This is a genomic window from Parapedobacter defluvii, assembly GCF_014642075.1.
Classification (GTDB): domain Bacteria; phylum Bacteroidota; class Bacteroidia; order Sphingobacteriales; family Sphingobacteriaceae; genus Parapedobacter; species Parapedobacter defluvii.
Window position 1 is genome coordinate 1 of sequence record NZ_BMIK01000036.1, and the last position, 14,869, is coordinate 14,869.

Here is a 14,869-nt window from a genome sequence, read left to right on the forward strand (position 1 = left end):
CTCCGTTTCTCTGATCTCCATAATTACTATGTCTAAAATTAATACTTATTTACTAATCTTGACACAGTTCATTTTACACTCTCGGGCAGTATCATAAATTTCCTTTCTTTTGCTTTCAATAATGGTGTAACACTTTATCATTCGACCTCTATTGGTAGAACTGACAAACAGTTCTTCATTTTCGGCAATCAGTTTTTCAAACTTATTGAGCCATTTTATAGGGTCTGCTACATAGTTACAATGATGGGCAAAGAAGTCCGGAAGCTGCGCATAAGGTAATCTGAATAATTTATTGATAAGTTCTTGACAGTAAGCATTGTTATCCACCACATCTTCCTGCAGAATATCAAACAAAGCATTCTCAGACTGCTCTTTCGGAACGGTCGTTTGTTCTGTAAATTGAACAACTTGCTTTATTTGATAACGTTTTGACATCATTCAATCAAGTTCAATGTTGGATATTAATTCTATCATTCATATTTCCCGGAAATGACATCACTAAAAACCGCAATTCTTCGGAAGTTTCATTAATTATTTTGTGTATTTGCGTTGCTGAAATTTTAATTCCATCATTTTTGGACAAAGAAATTTTTTCACTCTCCAATAAGAATGAAGCCTTACCATCAAGAATATAAAAGAACTGCTCCGTTTCGTTATGAAAATGAAGTTGTTCTTCTGTATGCGGTGGCATTATTTCTTCTTTTATAATAACGTTTTCAGATTGTATATAAGTCCACGCTTCACATTTATTACCCCACTGATAGCGGATTGTATTGTTTTTATTTACTATCATAACTTTTCTACAAATCATCTGTATAATGTCGTCTGTCTTTATCTTGAGAAAATTTCCGGTTATTATAATCTGCCGATTTGTTACGGGCAATGGATAAAGTATGCCAGTCTTCATTTTTCAACATTTTGGCTATGAAAACCATTTGACCGATATGATAAGGATAATGAGCTAACTGTCTGTTGATTGCTTCAGTAACTGTATGCCCGTCATTTCGGATATAAATAATTTTCACTAAATCGTTATCCGTTAAATTTCCTAATGTATCCAACAGACAATTCCAACCTTTATTCCAATGTTCCATCAATTCCGATTTACTCTGAAACGGATTGGTAAATTCCGCATCACGGTTTCGCCAGGGCTTTTCTCCGTCTGTAGTCAGAAAATCGGTAAATCTTGACAACATATTTCCTGCAATATGATTGACCAGAATGGCAATACTGTTGCTTTCTTCATTATACTGCCAGAATAATTGTTCTTCCTGTAATTGTTCCATTGCTTTTTCTCCAAGCATTTTGTAATACAGGAATTGCTTTTTGATACTTTCTAAATAACTGTCCATTTCTCTATCTTATTTGGGTTAATACAAATTCTTTTCTTTCATTGATATTACCAATCGGCACGTTTATGACTTCATAACCGTGCTTTTCATAAGTACTTTTCATTTGGAAATAGGTGTGTACTGCCTCCTGCCAATCCTGTTTTCGTTCATTATCTGTTTGATAAATTTCTTTCCAGGGTGGCAGGATAAATACCTTAGGATAATATGAGCAATTCAATACTTTTTCTATGGTTTCCGTTGAAAGTACATAGCCAATCATATCCGCATAACAGACGGCATCCAAAATACCTCGGTCGAAAAAGCAAACTTCATTTGACTGGCTTGCTTTTGCTCTGTTGTAATCTAAAAGGGATGCGGCTATCATTTTATCGGTATAAAGTTGTTTGTTTTTCCAAGGCAAAGCATCACCGTTTAGTGCTGTTTCTTCGCGGATAATCGTTCTGGCAGCTTCCGGAATAGTTTTATATCCATTTGCTGACAGAGCATTTAATAAGGTTGTTTTTCCTGCTCCGGGGCCACCGGTTATAACGAATAAGTTTTTCATTATTTTTCAAACTTATAATGTGCTCTCACTTTACTTACTTTCCCGTCATTATTCAATTCCATATATTCTGCCGAAAAGGAATTATTGACACTTCTGTAAAACAATACGGTTGAATTAGCTCCTTTGAGTTCGTGGTACAATTCAAAGTGCAGGTCGGGGTATTTTTGCAGGGCTTTTGAAAAGTAATCCTTTAAATCACCTTTATTGGAAATTTTGCCTGCTGTGTTTATTCCCATTTGTTGAATAATGGGCGACACAAAATCAATGTTTTCGCTGTAATGTTCCATTATTTTATCCAAATCGTGGCTGTTCCAAGCATCAAGCCATTCCTTTGCAAAGTCTGTATTCATAACCTTTTATTTTAATTGACTGTTTTGAATTACTTCTTCCGAACTCAACCCAAACATTGGCGGTGTTTTAACATCTAATAAATTCAGATAAATATATAGCTGTGCTCTGTGGTGAATTTCGTGTTCGGTCATCGCTCGAAGCCACTTCCAAACTGTAATTGGAGCATTGCCGGGTGTCAGGCATTTTCGTTGTAAATCTTCATCACTCAGTCTTTTGAAAATGGTTAAAGATTCTTCGTGTTTCTCGTTAAAATAATGGATTACATTATCGTAACCGTCTGCGAGTTCTTTACCGCATCCGCTATAAATACAAGGTTTTCCCAAAACATTTTCGGCAAACATATACCGTTCCATAGCTGCTATATGCCGGATTATATCAGCAATGGTAAACTTGCCCGGTTTGTATGCCCAATCCATATATTTCGGTGGAATAACGGCAATCAGGCGATTGGTGCGTTGCCTGATTTTTCCATAGTACTCCAGAAAATTTTCCATATTGGTTATTTCCATACTTATCCTTTCCTTTTAATCATTTATAATTCTATCGGTTTCCCGAGAGATGTAAACCATCTCTTTAAAATCGGGTGCTGTATAACTGAAGTCAATACATTCTTTGGCAAAACCAAGATGAATTCGGTCTATCTCAAAAATGCCTTTGGCATACTGTTCCAACGCAAATTCAATATCATCTGCCAGCATATAGAAATACAACCACTGAAAACCTTCTTCTTCCAAAAGAAAAATATTTTCGATATAGACTTTTTCGTGTTCGATGGTTTGCAATAATTCTTCTTTTCTACTGTTAAGCGTTTGCATCCATTGATGTAATTGCTCAACTTTTTCGGGTAGAATACGGTATTTGAAGAGCTTTCTTTCCATTGCCTAATCTATTTGTTTGTCGGGTGATTTTTTTGATAACTGCATCAGTGTAACCAATGAAGTTGCTGCTAATGTTTCCTTTCCTTCGGCACTAACTGCAAATACGTCTGAACGCACTACAGTCAACACTTTTCCGTTTTTGATAACCTGTGCTTTAGCCACAAGTTGTTCACCAATGGCAGGATTTAGGTAGTTTACTTTCAGCTCAACTGTTGTAAAATAGCTGTCTTCCGGTTTAGCTGACGCTCCGGCATAGCCCGAGGAAACATCTACCAATGAAGCAATGGTACTGCCGTTGAACATTCCTGCCGGACGAGCCATAAAATCCTGTTTGGGAACAGTAATTTCAAAATATCCGTCTGCTATGCCTGTAACTTCCGCACCGAATAATTGCATTATTTTGGAACGCCCGAAACTTTCCAATAGTTGTGTTTTTCTTTCATCGTTCATAGTCTAAACATCTTTATATAGGTTATTTCTTTTTATTTCCATCAATCGCTCCGGATTTTCAGGAGATTCAAATCCAAACTGACGGTAAAGCGAATGAGCATCTAATGTTGCCAGTAATGTCCTTCTTAACCCTTGTACAAAATCCAAATCCATTATGTATTTCATTATCATTTTTGATAATTCCTTACCTCTGTATTCACTCAAAACATATACATCTGCCAAATAGCCGAAAGTGGCATAGTCCGTTACCAATCGGGCAAAGCCAATCTGTTTTTCGTCCTTAAATAATCCTACGCAAAAAGAATTTTGCAACGCCGTTTTTACAGTTTCCAACGGAATACCTTTTGCCCAATAGCTTTCCTTGCTTAAAAACTGATGGACGGCTTTGATGTCCATATTTTCAAATCCCGATTTTATTTCAATTACCTGATTGCTTATTTCCATTGCATTTGTTTTTTCAGATTTTTGATTTGTGCCAAATGGTGGTTACAATGCCAACTGTATTTTGCCATAGCTTCAGCAATAGTCTGACTTTTATTCAAATCCGGATGAAAGAACGTTCTGTTCCAATCTTGTTTTTCTAAACCTTTTAAAAGTATAGCCCAACGCTCGTGAATGCCTTCTAAAATGCTTAATGACGGCAAAATGGATATATGTTTCGCATCCGATAATTCCGCCCATTTTTCTTCAACAAAAGGTTTGATAGTCGGATTATCTTCCGTCAATGCAAACTTGATGCGGGCAAAGCAATTGATATTGCTATCCGCTACATGATGAACAAGCTGCCTGACAGTCCAACCTTCTTTTCTGTATGATGTATCCAATTGTTCATCATTCAAAGTCATTATCTCTAACTTTATATTTCCGGGAAATAATGCAATAACATCAATGTATGATGCATACATCTCTTTCGTGATTTCTTCCGGCTCTTTGTATTTGCCAATCGGATATTGATTAATCTGTTCCATTTTCTAATGTTTATATAAACCAGTTCCAATTATATTTATCAGAAATTCGCCCTTTTCTAATGTTGTCAAGTTGCTTTTTCAGTTTAAACATTGTTGCATCATTAGCAATATATGGATGATATTCTGTTCCCAAGATATTTATACACTTAACAGGAGATATAACCGCAGCTGTGCCCACACCAAATATTTCTATTTTTTTGCCGGATTGAAATTCATCAATAAGCTCTTGAAGTTGTACCTTCCTTTCTTCGACAATCATTCCCATATCTTTTGCAATTTGTATAATTGAACTTCTGGTCACTCCGTCAAGAATTGAAGTACTCAACTTAGGTGTAATCAATCTATCGTCTATTACAATAGCAATATTCATTGTGCCGGCTTCTTCAATATATTCGTGAGTTTTAGCATCTGTCCAAATTACCTGGTCATACCCCTGTATTTTGGCTTGCTGTGCCGGATAAAATGCAGCACCGTAATTTCCTCCGCATTTGGCATAACCTACTCCGCCTTCTGCCGCACGTACAAATTCTGTTTCTACTTTTAAACGTACAGGTTCAGAATAATATAATCCCATTGGTGTACATACTATACAGAATAAATATTCATCCGAAACTTTAACTCCTAATCGAGGTTCTGTGGCAATCACAAACGGACGTATATATAAACTTATTTCTTGTTCTTCCGGAAGCCAATGTTCTTCCAGACGAACCAATTCTTTTATTCCTTCAATAAATAAATCTTGCTCAACAGCAGGCATACACATTCTTTCCAATGAAGCATTAAATCTTCTAAAATGCTTGTCAGGACGAAATATGATAACTTGCCCATTATCTTGACGAAATGCTTTCATTCCTTCAAATACGGTTTGCCCGTAATGTAAACACAGTGACATCGGGCTCATTTTAATATCGGTATGTGGCACTATGCGAGGTGATTGCCAAGTGCCGTCGTTGTAATTACATAGTAAAATATGGTCTGTTGGCTGAACGCCAAATACAAAATCATCATAATTAAAATTAGATTTCATACTTATTTCAGACCTTTGGACGTTTATCATTTTTTCACTCTATTTAATAGTTATCATTTAAAATCATTTCCATTTTAGTGTCTGCTCGTTTGTATTTTCCCTTTTCAATAGGAACTTCGCTAAAACCTAATTTTCTATAAATACCCAACGCCGGTTTCAATGCGGATTGCGTGTAGAGCAGCAATTTCTTCACGCCCAAATCTTTTGCCTTGTCAATAGCTGCCTGACACAACATTATTCCTGCTCCGTTACCCTGATAATTTTCATCCACCGCCATTTTGGTCAATTCCATTGTATCCGTATATACTTTTTTCAAGGCGACAGTTCCGATTACCTTACCTCTATAAACGGCAAACAAAATTTCTCCTCCGTCATTTAATATCGCTTCTTCGGGATTGGAAAGGACGTATTTATCAATATCTTCCAACACAAAATATTTTTCAATCCACGCCCGGTTGAATTTTTCAAAATAGGGTTTCCATTCCGGACGGTAATTTTCTATGCTTATCGTTTTCATAATCTTATCTCGAATAAATTGACCTCAATATTGTTATAGTGTTCCGGCAAATCACTCTGTGGCGGCAACTGTCTTTTACCTACCCATTCAAATCCTAATTTTTGGTAATAACCGGTCAATGCTTTATTGTTTGCCCAGGTATCTATCCGGATAAATTTCTTCTTATTTTTCCACGCTTCAATCATAGCCCAATCCACCACTTTCTTCGCTATATTTTTTCCTCTGTACCGATTACGTATCGCCATACGGTGTAAATAAATGGCTTCCTTTCCGTCCTTGTCGTTCCAAATAATAGGTTCGGCTTTTACTATGGAAAATACACCTGCCATTTCATCATCCTTATCTAAGACTTTAAAGTGCCTTTTCTCTGTAATTTCCTTTTCAATAAATGATTTACTGAAAACAGGCCAACCGTATCCGCTTTGCTGAAATTGATAGGCTCTTGCTTCGCTGTATATTTTTTCCACCTTTGGAATGTCGGCTATAACCGTTCGCTCTATTATCATTTTTTTGACATTTTCTGATAACCTTTATTGACACAATACACACCGCTTAAAGTAGCGACCAAAGCCAATAAAGTGATACCGGTTAGGTTTTCATTCAGGAATAAAAATCCGAGCATAATGGCAATGAACGGATTGATATAAGCATACAGGGAAGAAATGCCTATCGGCAAATGTTTCAGCGCATACACAAAAGCAGAATACGCAATGACGGAACCCACTACAATCAGGTAAACCAAAGCCCAGATACTGGATGTCGTTACTGTTTTTAACTCTGAATAATCATCCAAAAAAGCACTGATTACAAACAAGGCCATTCCTCCGGAAAACAATTGCAATGCAGCATTTTGTAACACGTTCTTACTGTTCTGGATTTTGTATTTTGCTAATACACTCCCCGAAGCCCAGGCCAGACAAGCTCCGAAGGCTATTAACATTCCCGTAAAATAGGCAGGATTGGCAAGGTCTTTTAGATTGTCCCGAAAAATCAGTACAATACCCAAACAGCCTAATATCAATCCCACGATAATTAATAAATGTGGTTTTCTCCTGTCAAACCCGAACAAATAGCTGATGACCACCACAAAAACAGGAATGAGTGATAATATCAATGCTGCCAGTCCGCTTGAAATGTAGCGTTCGCACCAACCAATCACACCGTTTCCCAAAGCCACCATTAAAACGCCCGGAACGGACTGATATAAAAAGTCCCTTTTGCTTAGTTCCAGGTTCCCCGTGAATTGAAGCACCAGCAATAATATACCTCCGGCAATGACTTGTCTTACGGCTGCAAATAAAAAGGGCGGAAAGGTTTCTACCCCAATGCGAATAGCAAAATAAGTGGTTCCCCAAACTAAACAAACGACAGCCAGAGCAGCAAATGCCAGCCAATTCTTATGATTGCCCATAGTAAACTGATAAATTACAAAGCAAAATAACGCATAAAAAAGACACAAGTACAGATACAATTTTAGTAAATTTGCAGAGTACAGTTTAAAAAGATGAAAGAAAGCCTATACCAAAAAATCGCTTGTGCGTTAGAAGAAAAAATAAGAAACGGCACACTGAAAACAGGAGATAAGATGCCCTCACTGCGTATGTTGCACCGTGAATATGGGGTGAGTATGACAACCGCTGTACAGGCTTATCTTGAACTGGAAGCGAAAGGACTGATTATTTCCCGGCCACAGTCCGGCTACTATGTCAGTTACCAACCTGCTTATTTATCGGTTCCTTCAGTCAGTAAACCTTCCGGGGGTACTGAACCAATAGGCGTAGAAACACTGATTTCCAAAGTGTATTCTACGTTAAGCAATAAAGATGTTACCCGATTTTCTCTTGGCGTTCCCGAAAACGAATTATTGCCTATCGCTAAGCTCAATAAAGAGTTGGTCAATGCTATGCGTAATCTTCAGGGAAGTGGTACGGAATACGAAGAAATTCAGGGAAACCGAAAATTACGCAGGGATATTGCCAGATTGACTTATACCTGGAATGGAAATTTGAATGAAGACGACTTTGTTACAACTGCCGGAGCGATGAATGCCATTTCATTCGGGTTGATGGCACTTACACAAAAAGGCGATACGATTGCTGTTGAAAGTCCTGTTTATTTCGGCATATTGCAACTGGCGAAAAGCTTAGGGTTAAAAGTTATTGAATTACCAACTCATCCTGTTACCGGAATTGAGCCTGATGCTCTAAAAAAAGTCCTGTCCAAAATAAAAGCGTGTATTCTGGTTTCTAATTTCAACAATCCGTTGGGAAGCTGTATGCCCGCTGAGCATAAAATGGAAGTGGTAAAAATGCTTTCGGAACGAGATATTCCGCTCATAGAAGATGATTTGTATGGCGATGTTTATTTTGGAAACAGCCGCCCTAAACCTTGTAAAGCATTTGACGAGGAAGGGTTGGTTCTTTGGAGCGGCTCTGTGTCAAAAACATTAGCTCCGGGTTATCGTGTGGGCTGGTTAGCTCCGGGAAAGTTTAAAGATAAAATCGTTCATCAGAAACTCATTCATACCGTTTCTTCTACGACCATCACACAGGAAGCTATCGCTAATTTCCTTGAAAAAGGCAGGTATGAACATCATCTTCGGAAATTAAGAAGTGAGCTGCACGCCAACAGTCTGCAATTTGCCAGAGCAGTTGCCGAGTATTTTCCGGAAGGAAGCAAAATAAGCCAACCGCAAGGCGGATTTATGCTTTGGGTAGAACTGGACAAAAGAATTGATACTACGGAATTGTATGATCTGGCTATCCGTCAAAAAATAAGCATTGCTCCGGGCAGGATGTTTTCACTGCAAAACCAGTTTAACAACTGTATGCGCTTAAGTTACGGGCAACGCTGGTCGGAACAGATAGATGACAAGCTGAAACAGTTGGGGGGAATTGCTAAAGGGTTGATTTAATAGCGTTTATCTTTGAAAGAATTGTATCCATCAGTCTGTTGCATTGAGCAATATGGCTATTGTTGTTCAATAATTCATTTTCATTTTGTACATAGGATAGTTGATACAAAAGTTCATCTTTCCCGTTTTCAGTCATTTGCCTTAAACTTTCTATGGTTACTTCCAAATGAAATTGTAAGCCGATAATATTTTGATTGTAGTAAAATGCCTGATTAACATTTGCCCCTGAATACAGTAAATTTAAACAGCTGTTTTGTGGGATTTCAAACTGGTCTCCGTGCCAATGAAATACAACCGGATTATGTTTGAACAGTTCATAAAACCAAGCGATTTGCTTACATTCCTCTGTAGGAAAAATAGAAAACCACCCGATTTCTTTGTTCTTTGCCGAAACTACTTTTGCCCCCAAACAACCGGCAATCAATTGAGCACCTAAGCAAATTCCCAACACATTTTTACCGGATTGGATACACGATTTTATAAATGCTTTTTCTTGTTTCAACCAAGGGAATTGTGTTTCATCATACACGCCCATCGGACCACCCATTACAATCAATGCATCTATCTCCGAAATCTCAGGCAATTGAAAATCTGTTTCAAAAAATTTTGTAACTGAAATATGATGATGATTTTCTTTTAACCAAGTCTCAATGTATCCCAATCCCTCAAATGGTACGTGTTGAAAATAATGTACATTCATTGTCTATGCTTTTTGTTCATTCCAATAATAACTGTCAGGGTAGATACGCTCTCCGAAAATAGCCGTACCCACTCTTACAATGGTTGCTCCCTCTGCAATGGCAGTTTCCAAATCGCCACTCATTCCCATTGATAATTCTTGCATATCTACATTAGGAATGTTTAAAGAAATAATCTGCTGTTGAATATCGTTGAGCAATCGAAAGCACTTGCGTACCTTTTGCGTTTCAGCACTAAACAGTCCAATAGTCATCAAGCCTTTTATTTTTAAGGTTTCCAACTGGGCAACCTGCTCTACCAATTCAATGGCGTTATCGGGACTTACGCCAAATTTGCTTTCTTCAAATGAAGTATTTACTTGTATTAATACTTCAATGGTCTTGTTCTCAAACTGTAACCGCTGATGTAGTTTTTCTGCTAAATCTAAGCGGTCAAGCGATTGAACACAGGAAACATCATATTTTAAAACCTCTTTGATTTTATTGGTTTGCAAATGCCCGATGAAATGATTGGTATGCGGAACACCTTTCAATGTTTCATATTTCTCTTTGAGTTCCTGGACTTTGTTTTCTGCTATCAGTGTATGTCCTGCTTGCAATGCAATTTTGATACGTTCGGCAGGTACGGTTTTAGTTGCTAACAGCAATTTGACCTCATCCGGATTTCTGTTACTTTCCTTGCAGGCATTGTTTATCCGTTCTTGTATGGCTGCCATATTTCGCAAGATTCCTTCATTCATACGCTGATGTTTTCTTGGAATATTTTGAGGTCGGAAATGGATTTGAACCATTGTAAAAGATATTGCGTATCCTTGCTTTGCCACTCAGCCATCCGACCAATTGCAGGCGAACCGACGTAGTCCGCCTTTTCTTTTTATTTCCACCAATAGTAATAATTGTGCTTGTCGTCATATTCAAATCCGCAACGAGGATAGAGTTTGTTACCGATATCGTTTGTCTTTTCGGTTTCAAGCATCAATCCGCAGGCTCCTGTTTCATCACACCATTGCTTTGCTCTGTCTATTAATGCTACCGAAAGCCCGTGTCCCCTGTAATCAGGATGCACAAACAAATCGCTCAACAACCACTGTTTTTGTAATTTAATGTAATGATAGAGTTTGTACAATTGGACAAACCCCACCGCTTTGCCGTCTGCGTACACTACAAAAATATTCGATTGGTCGTTGTCTAATCGTTCTTTGATAAATTGTTTACATCTTTCTAAATCGTCTGCTTGGCGATAAAAAATGCGATAAAGGTTAAATAATTCTGCTGTTGTGTCTAATTCTTTCAGACTTGCTTTCTTAATATTGAACTCCATTTTATGAATTTTATTGATGAAACAAAAGTATCGGATCACAGGACGAGCCTGATGGTACAGTTTTTAGATAAAATGATGGCCCAGGAGGATGGTCTATAATCATCAAACCCTGTGATTATCTCCATGTAAATCAAAACTCGTCATAGTTTATTTTAATGTGGTCACTTACAGGTACAGAAACGCAAGCTAAAATCAAACCTTGCTGAATATGGGCTTCAGATAAAATAAAATTCCGCTTTAAATGTACTTCGCCCTCTTCTAATTTGCACACGCAAGTGCCACATGTACCTCTGCAACAAGAATATGGTGCTTCAATCCCTGCTTTAAGCAGTGCGTCAAGTAGGGGAATTTGTTTGTCCCACTGGATGTGTTTTGTATCACCCTGCAATGTCAATGTTACTTCCACATTTTCCGATTGCCCATCTTGAATTTCAGCAAGTTGAGTTTCTTCTTTAAGAGGCATATTTATTCGCTTGTTTTAAACTGGTTACTAAAAAAATATTTATGAAAGCCCGAAAGTTTCTTATTGCTTCCGGGCTTTTGAAGGGTGGTTATTTCAAGTCTTCAATCGAAGCTCCAAAATTGATGTGTAATACATTTCCGTTAGATAGCACCAATGCCGGAACAGATTGCACACCTGCCACTTCTGCATCCTTTACTTTGGCCTTATCTTCTCCCAAATGAATTACTTCTACTTGGTTCTCTGGAATGAAACTTAAAATATCCTGTTCTGCACTTACACATACAGGGCACCCTGCGTGATAAAAAATTGCTTTTGTCATTTTGCTTTGTTTTTAGCGATTTAACTTTGATAAACTTCGTTTTCTATGGCGGAAAGTATGCAATCCAGTTCCGCTATTTCATTTTGACTAAGTGGCTGAATGGGACTTTTAAAACCTCCACCGCCTACACCCAACAAATCCAGACCTGCTTTAATGGAACGTGGCAATCCTTTGGCTACAATGAATTTCAACAGATTAACTTGTTTGTAGAATACGTTTCTTGCTTTCTCCAAATTGTTTTCCTGTATAGCAGCATAGAGTGCCAAATTCAGCTCGGGTATTAGATTGGGAGCGGCGGTACACCAGCCTCTTGCTCCGGCAGAAAATGCGGCTAATGCCAGCGGATTGGAGCCGTTGAAAAATGCGACCTCTTCGCCCAATTCCTTTCTCAGGTAGTGCATACGCTGGATATCGCCTGTACTTTCCTTTATCATCGTTACGTTCGGGATTTCCAGTAAACGCTTCAGCAATGCAGGTGACATATCCACACCTCCTGTAGCCGGATTGTTGTACGCCATAATAGGAATAGCAATTTTGGAGGCTACTGTATCATAGTGTTTCACAATTTCATCATCGGTTAGTTTCCAATAACTCATCGGGATGATCATTACGGCTGTAGCACCTGCTTTTTCAGCAAATTTTGCGTGATAAACGGTTCGCTCGGTTGTAAGGTTTGAAACGCCTACCAATGTCGGTACTCTTCCTGCCACCTGTTGCATCGTTGCCTCGGTTATGGCCTCTTTGTCGGTATCATTCAGGTAAGGCATTACACCTGTACTTCCAAGCGGGGCAATACCGTGGGCACCGGTGGCGACCAATAGTTCAACTTGTTTTTTGAATAAGGGAATATCTATCTGCTCATTGTCGTCAAAGGGTGTAATCGGATAGGCAATCACACCTTTAAATGGTACGTTATTCATTTTATAATCTTATTTTAAAGGTTAAAAATCTCTGCCCTCTTCTTCACGTAACGCTACGCCAAGGTTTTGAAGTTGCGGAGCATTTTCGCAAGCGATGTATTTGGCCGGTTCGCTGTCGCTCAAATTCTGGTGCTGATGCCATGCCCAGGACGGAATGTAAACTGCATCACCTGCTTCCCATTCTACAATCTCATCTTCTACTTTTGTCCAACCCTTACCTTCGAGTACATATAAAACAGTTTCATAGGTGTGGCGGTGCAGGTGTGTTTTTTGTCCGGGCAATAAACCACCGATGGTCATACTTACATTTTTACTCGGCAGGTCAACGAAGAACACCGGGTGTTTTCTTTCCTCCGAAAATTGGTTGTGTACACCTGCATTTTCAACGTTCTTGTGAATAACGTGAGAAGGCTTTACGTAGGTTGGCCTGGCAAAGGTCTGATGAAAATCTTTTGAGCTAAATTGCTTTTGCTCAGCGTGGATTGATTTCTTTACGGCTTCTGCTGTTTCTAATTTTGACATAACTGATTTTTTATAGTTCTGTTGCATTATTGCACTACAAAAGTATCGTATCTTTGGACTGTCATAGTGATACAGTTTTTATAAAAACAGATAGTCCAGATGTTACGAGATTGGAAGTTTGAAATACAATTAGACGAGCAATCAGATAAAGCCATTTATCTGCAAATAGCCGATGCCCTTATTAAAGATATCCACTCGGGTAGGCTAAAGACCGGCGACGCTTTACCGGGGAGCAGAAATCTTGCCCAACTTTTAAAAGTCAATCGGAACACGGTTGTAGAAGCCCTTAATGTCTTGCTGATTGAAGGTTGGCTGGTTTCCAAAGAAAGGCAGGGTACTTTTGTTGCCGATACATTGCCCGGTTTTAAAGAAGTGCAATATAACCAGCACATAACTGCAAGCTCAGATAGTATAAAGAGTAAGCATTATCATTTACAGTTTGACGACGGGCATCCAGACAGTAAAATTGCACCTATTACGGAACTGGCAAGGGCTTACCGTCAAATTTTCAACCAAAAAGCAAGATGGCAGATGATGGGTTATGGCAATGAATATGGTGATCTTGAATTTCGAAAAGCCATTGTTCAAATGCTCAATCATCAAAGAGGGATGCAGATAAACGAACAAAATATCTGTATCACTCGGGGGAGTCAAATGGCCATGTATCTGACCGCTCAATGTCTGTTTACCAAAGGGGATTATGTGATGATAGAGAACCCGGGATACAAACCCGCATGGAAAGCATTTGAATATGCAGGGGCAAAACTGTTACCTGTAAGTGTGGACAAGGACGGATTGCTGATCGACGACGTGAGAACTTATCTAAAATCCGGTAAAAAAATAAAGGCAATTTATGTTACACCTCATCATCAATATCCAACTACAGTAACATTGAGCCTAAAAAGAAGACTGGAACTGATAAAACTTTCCAACAGATATAGTTTCACGATTATTGAAGATGATTACGATAATGAGTTTCATTTCGGGTATCGCCCGGTATTGCCTTTGTCGAGCTTTACAGAACTAAAAAACTACGTTTACATTGGAACAATGAGCAAAGTGGTTGCACCTGCTCTACGTATCGGCTATTTGGCAAGCAACGACATCACTTTGATTGAAAAGGTAGGTAATTTACGAAAAATTATTGATGTACAGGGCGATAGCATCATGGAACAGGCTGTTTTGCAACTGATTAAAGACGGTATAATTAAAAGACATATCAAAAAAGCAACAAATTACTATAGAGCCAAAAGAGATTTGGCAACTAACCTGCTAAAAAAACACCTTAAAGACAAAGCTACATATACCATTCCGGAAGGCGGTTTGGCATTTTGGGTCGTTCCTAATAAGAAAATGGATTGGTTACAGATTTACAAGAAACTAGAAAATAAGGGCATTAAAATCATTACGTCCGATACGTATAGCTTTAATGAGTGTATAAACGGTATTAGATTGGGCTATGGCTCGCTTTCTGAAAAGGATTTGGAAGAAGGGATTATGGCATTAGCAAAAATGCTATGATCTTCAGATTGGATTACCAAGATGTAATCGGTAAATACAAGTGCAGAGAAAATGGAAAATAAGGATACAGAGAAATCGGCAACAATAAGTACATGATTTCGGCA

At 38.4% G+C, this 14,869-nt stretch carries 23 protein-coding genes and 1 tRNA gene; 2 read left to right on the forward strand and 22 right to left on the reverse strand.

The features are described 5' to 3' along the window. Window positions 1-45: 45 nt before the first annotated feature. Genes IEX60_RS24220 through IEX60_RS24285 form a run of 14 tightly spaced genes read right to left on the reverse strand, consistent with a single transcriptional unit; the run spans window position 46 to window position 7,498 of the window. Window positions 46-438 carry a hypothetical protein gene (locus IEX60_RS24220; RefSeq protein WP_229717777.1) on the reverse strand — a complete coding sequence of 131 codons (393 nt, stop codon included), beginning with the start codon at window positions 436-438 and terminating at the stop codon, window positions 46-48. A gap of 10 nt (window positions 439-448) precedes the next feature. Further along, window positions 449-793: a cupin domain-containing protein gene (locus IEX60_RS24225; protein WP_163490655.1), complete on the reverse strand. Its 345-nt coding sequence runs from the start codon at window positions 791-793 to the stop codon at window positions 449-451. 7 nt (window positions 794-800) lie between these two features. Continuing rightward, on the reverse strand, window positions 801-1,352 hold the full coding sequence (locus IEX60_RS24230; protein ID WP_163490654.1) for a DUF1572 domain-containing protein: 552 nt from the start codon (window positions 1,350-1,352) through the stop codon (window positions 801-803). A gap of 4 nt (window positions 1,353-1,356) precedes the next feature. Next, window positions 1,357-1,896 carry an AAA family ATPase gene (locus IEX60_RS24235; RefSeq protein ID WP_163490653.1) on the reverse strand — a complete coding sequence of 180 codons (540 nt, stop codon included), beginning with the start codon at window positions 1,894-1,896 and terminating at the stop codon, window positions 1,357-1,359. Then, window positions 1,896-2,246 carry a nuclear transport factor 2 family protein gene (locus IEX60_RS24240; RefSeq protein ID WP_188753987.1) on the reverse strand — a complete coding sequence of 117 codons (351 nt, stop codon included), beginning with the start codon at window positions 2,244-2,246 and terminating at the stop codon, window positions 1,896-1,898. The genes IEX60_RS24235 and IEX60_RS24240 overlap by 1 nt, the downstream gene beginning before the upstream one ends. A 6-nt stretch (window positions 2,247-2,252) precedes the next feature. After that, complete coding sequence (locus IEX60_RS24245; RefSeq protein WP_188753988.1) at window positions 2,253-2,756, reverse strand: DinB family protein; 504 nt, start codon at window positions 2,754-2,756, stop codon at window positions 2,253-2,255. 15 nt (window positions 2,757-2,771) lie between these two features. Further along, a complete protein-coding gene (locus IEX60_RS24250) occupies window positions 2,772-3,125 on the reverse strand; it encodes a DUF6176 family protein (protein ID WP_134090127.1) in 354 nt (117 codons plus the stop codon). A gap of 3 nt (window positions 3,126-3,128) precedes the next feature. Next, window positions 3,129-3,575: a PaaI family thioesterase gene (locus tag IEX60_RS24255; protein WP_134090128.1), complete on the reverse strand. Its 447-nt coding sequence runs from the start codon at window positions 3,573-3,575 to the stop codon at window positions 3,129-3,131. A gap of 3 nt (window positions 3,576-3,578) precedes the next feature. Further along, entirely contained in the window at window positions 3,579-4,019 is a 441-nt protein-coding gene (locus IEX60_RS24260; RefSeq protein ID WP_134090129.1) for a GNAT family N-acetyltransferase, read from the reverse strand. Continuing rightward, window positions 4,010-4,543 carry a YfiT family bacillithiol transferase gene (locus IEX60_RS24265; RefSeq protein WP_134090130.1) on the reverse strand — a complete coding sequence of 178 codons (534 nt, stop codon included), beginning with the start codon at window positions 4,541-4,543 and terminating at the stop codon, window positions 4,010-4,012. The genes IEX60_RS24260 and IEX60_RS24265 overlap by 10 nt, the downstream gene beginning before the upstream one ends. Before the next feature lie 10 nt (window positions 4,544-4,553). After that, on the reverse strand, window positions 4,554-5,570 hold the full coding sequence (locus tag IEX60_RS24270; protein ID WP_229717778.1) for a branched-chain amino acid aminotransferase: 1,017 nt from the start codon (window positions 5,568-5,570) through the stop codon (window positions 4,554-4,556). Between the two features lie 43 nt (window positions 5,571-5,613). After that, complete coding sequence (locus IEX60_RS24275; RefSeq protein ID WP_188753990.1) at window positions 5,614-6,087, reverse strand: GNAT family N-acetyltransferase; 474 nt, start codon at window positions 6,085-6,087, stop codon at window positions 5,614-5,616. Beyond that, window positions 6,084-6,593: a GNAT family N-acetyltransferase gene (locus IEX60_RS24280; protein ID WP_188753991.1), complete on the reverse strand. Its 510-nt coding sequence runs from the start codon at window positions 6,591-6,593 to the stop codon at window positions 6,084-6,086. Before IEX60_RS24280 ends, IEX60_RS24275 begins: the two co-directional genes overlap by 4 nt. Next, a complete protein-coding gene (locus IEX60_RS24285; protein ID WP_188753992.1) occupies window positions 6,590-7,498 on the reverse strand; it encodes an EamA family transporter in 909 nt (302 codons plus the stop codon). Before IEX60_RS24285 ends, IEX60_RS24280 begins: the two co-directional genes overlap by 4 nt. A gap of 93 nt (window positions 7,499-7,591) precedes the next feature. Between IEX60_RS24285 and IEX60_RS24290 the strand changes: the two genes are divergently transcribed. Further along, window positions 7,592-9,001, forward strand: coding sequence for an aminotransferase-like domain-containing protein (locus IEX60_RS24290; RefSeq protein WP_188753993.1), 1,410 nt, complete (start codon window positions 7,592-7,594; stop codon window positions 8,999-9,001). On the opposite strand, the gene IEX60_RS24295 is transcribed toward IEX60_RS24290, so the two are convergent. The 8 genes from IEX60_RS24295 to IEX60_RS24330 form a co-directional block, all read right to left on the reverse strand. Then, window positions 8,985-9,701: a type 1 glutamine amidotransferase gene (locus IEX60_RS24295; protein ID WP_188753994.1), complete on the reverse strand. Its 717-nt coding sequence runs from the start codon at window positions 9,699-9,701 to the stop codon at window positions 8,985-8,987. The two genes, IEX60_RS24290 and IEX60_RS24295, sit on opposite strands and share 17 nt — an antisense overlap. A 3-nt stretch (window positions 9,702-9,704) precedes the next feature. Further along, a complete protein-coding gene (locus tag IEX60_RS24300) occupies window positions 9,705-10,439 on the reverse strand; it encodes a YggS family pyridoxal phosphate-dependent enzyme (protein WP_188753995.1) in 735 nt (244 codons plus the stop codon). 27 nt (window positions 10,440-10,466) lie between these two features. Beyond that, window positions 10,467-10,537: transfer RNA gene (locus tag IEX60_RS24305), tRNA-Ala, on the reverse strand. A gap of 36 nt (window positions 10,538-10,573) precedes the next feature. Next, window positions 10,574-11,020, reverse strand: coding sequence for a GNAT family N-acetyltransferase (locus IEX60_RS24310; protein ID WP_188753996.1), 447 nt, complete (start codon window positions 11,018-11,020; stop codon window positions 10,574-10,576). 130 nt (window positions 11,021-11,150) lie between these two features. After that, the gene (locus tag IEX60_RS24315; protein WP_188753997.1) at window positions 11,151-11,483 is read right to left on the reverse strand and encodes a 2Fe-2S iron-sulfur cluster-binding protein; all 333 of its coding nucleotides are present in this window, start codon (window positions 11,481-11,483) and stop codon (window positions 11,151-11,153) included. Window positions 11,484-11,571: 88 nt separating this feature from the next. Beyond that, window positions 11,572-11,802: a thioredoxin family protein gene (locus IEX60_RS24320; protein ID WP_163490640.1), complete on the reverse strand. Its 231-nt coding sequence runs from the start codon at window positions 11,800-11,802 to the stop codon at window positions 11,572-11,574. A gap of 20 nt (window positions 11,803-11,822) precedes the next feature. Continuing rightward, window positions 11,823-12,722 carry a dihydrodipicolinate synthase family protein gene (locus tag IEX60_RS24325; RefSeq protein ID WP_188753998.1) on the reverse strand — a complete coding sequence of 300 codons (900 nt, stop codon included), beginning with the start codon at window positions 12,720-12,722 and terminating at the stop codon, window positions 11,823-11,825. Between the two features lie 21 nt (window positions 12,723-12,743). Then, complete coding sequence (locus IEX60_RS24330) at window positions 12,744-13,244, reverse strand: cupin domain-containing protein (RefSeq protein WP_013407863.1); 501 nt, start codon at window positions 13,242-13,244, stop codon at window positions 12,744-12,746. A 99-nt stretch (window positions 13,245-13,343) separates the two neighbouring features. On the opposite strand from IEX60_RS24330, the gene pdxR reads away from it, so the two are divergent. Then, window positions 13,344-14,765 (forward strand): MocR-like pyridoxine biosynthesis transcription factor PdxR, encoded by a 1,422-nt coding sequence (gene pdxR / locus IEX60_RS24335; protein WP_188753999.1) that lies wholly within the window; start codon window positions 13,344-13,346, stop codon window positions 14,763-14,765. The last annotated feature ends 104 nt before the right edge of the window (window positions 14,766-14,869 follow it).

What these genes read in the sequence shown, in the direction of transcription:
- IEX60_RS24275 (WP_188753990.1), bottom strand. Translation starts at nt 6,087, where the DNA reads ATGAAAACGATAAGCATAGAAAATTACCGTCCGGAATGGAAACCCTAT.
- IEX60_RS24310 (WP_188753996.1), bottom strand. Translation starts at nt 11,020, where the DNA reads ATGGAGTTCAATATTAAGAAAGCAAGTCTGAAAGAATTAGACACAACA.
- IEX60_RS24250 (WP_134090127.1), bottom strand. Translation starts at nt 3,125, where the DNA reads ATGGAAAGAAAGCTCTTCAAATACCGTATTCTACCCGAAAAAGTTGAG.
- IEX60_RS24230 (WP_163490654.1), bottom strand. Translation starts at nt 1,352, where the DNA reads ATGGACAGTTATTTAGAAAGTATCAAAAAGCAATTCCTGTATTACAAA.
- IEX60_RS24325 (WP_188753998.1), bottom strand. Translation starts at nt 12,722, where the DNA reads ATGAATAACGTACCATTTAAAGGTGTGATTGCCTATCCGATTACACCC.
- IEX60_RS24225 (WP_163490655.1), bottom strand. Translation starts at nt 793, where the DNA reads ATGATAGTAAATAAAAACAATACAATCCGCTATCAGTGGGGTAATAAA.
- IEX60_RS24255 (WP_134090128.1), bottom strand. Translation starts at nt 3,575, where the DNA reads ATGAACGATGAAAGAAAAACACAACTATTGGAAAGTTTCGGGCGTTCC.
- IEX60_RS24235 (WP_163490653.1), bottom strand. Translation starts at nt 1,896, where the DNA reads ATGAAAAACTTATTCGTTATAACCGGTGGCCCCGGAGCAGGAAAAACA.
- IEX60_RS24245 (WP_188753988.1), bottom strand. Translation starts at nt 2,756, where the DNA reads ATGGAAATAACCAATATGGAAAATTTTCTGGAGTACTATGGAAAAATC.
- IEX60_RS24330 (WP_013407863.1), bottom strand. Translation starts at nt 13,244, where the DNA reads ATGTCAAAATTAGAAACAGCAGAAGCCGTAAAGAAATCAATCCACGCT.
- IEX60_RS24285 (WP_188753992.1), bottom strand. Translation starts at nt 7,498, where the DNA reads ATGGGCAATCATAAGAATTGGCTGGCATTTGCTGCTCTGGCTGTCGTT.
- IEX60_RS24290 (WP_188753993.1), top strand. Translation starts at nt 7,592, where the DNA reads ATGAAAGAAAGCCTATACCAAAAAATCGCTTGTGCGTTAGAAGAAAAA.
- IEX60_RS24220 (WP_229717777.1), bottom strand. Translation starts at nt 438, where the DNA reads ATGATGTCAAAACGTTATCAAATAAAGCAAGTTGTTCAATTTACAGAA.
- IEX60_RS24280 (WP_188753991.1), bottom strand. Translation starts at nt 6,593, where the DNA reads ATGATAATAGAGCGAACGGTTATAGCCGACATTCCAAAGGTGGAAAAA.
- IEX60_RS24300 (WP_188753995.1), bottom strand. Translation starts at nt 10,439, where the DNA reads ATGAATGAAGGAATCTTGCGAAATATGGCAGCCATACAAGAACGGATA.
- IEX60_RS24265 (WP_134090130.1), bottom strand. Translation starts at nt 4,543, where the DNA reads ATGGAACAGATTAATCAATATCCGATTGGCAAATACAAAGAGCCGGAA.
- IEX60_RS24295 (WP_188753994.1), bottom strand. Translation starts at nt 9,701, where the DNA reads ATGAATGTACATTATTTTCAACACGTACCATTTGAGGGATTGGGATAC.
- IEX60_RS24260 (WP_134090129.1), bottom strand. Translation starts at nt 4,019, where the DNA reads ATGGAAATAAGCAATCAGGTAATTGAAATAAAATCGGGATTTGAAAAT.
- IEX60_RS24320 (WP_163490640.1), bottom strand. Translation starts at nt 11,802, where the DNA reads ATGACAAAAGCAATTTTTTATCACGCAGGGTGCCCTGTATGTGTAAGT.
- IEX60_RS24240 (WP_188753987.1), bottom strand. Translation starts at nt 2,246, where the DNA reads ATGAATACAGACTTTGCAAAGGAATGGCTTGATGCTTGGAACAGCCAC.
- pdxR (WP_188753999.1), top strand. Translation starts at nt 13,344, where the DNA reads ATGTTACGAGATTGGAAGTTTGAAATACAATTAGACGAGCAATCAGAT.
- IEX60_RS24315 (WP_188753997.1), bottom strand. Translation starts at nt 11,483, where the DNA reads ATGCCTCTTAAAGAAGAAACTCAACTTGCTGAAATTCAAGATGGGCAA.
- IEX60_RS24270 (WP_229717778.1), bottom strand. Translation starts at nt 5,570, where the DNA reads ATGAAATCTAATTTTAATTATGATGATTTTGTATTTGGCGTTCAGCCA.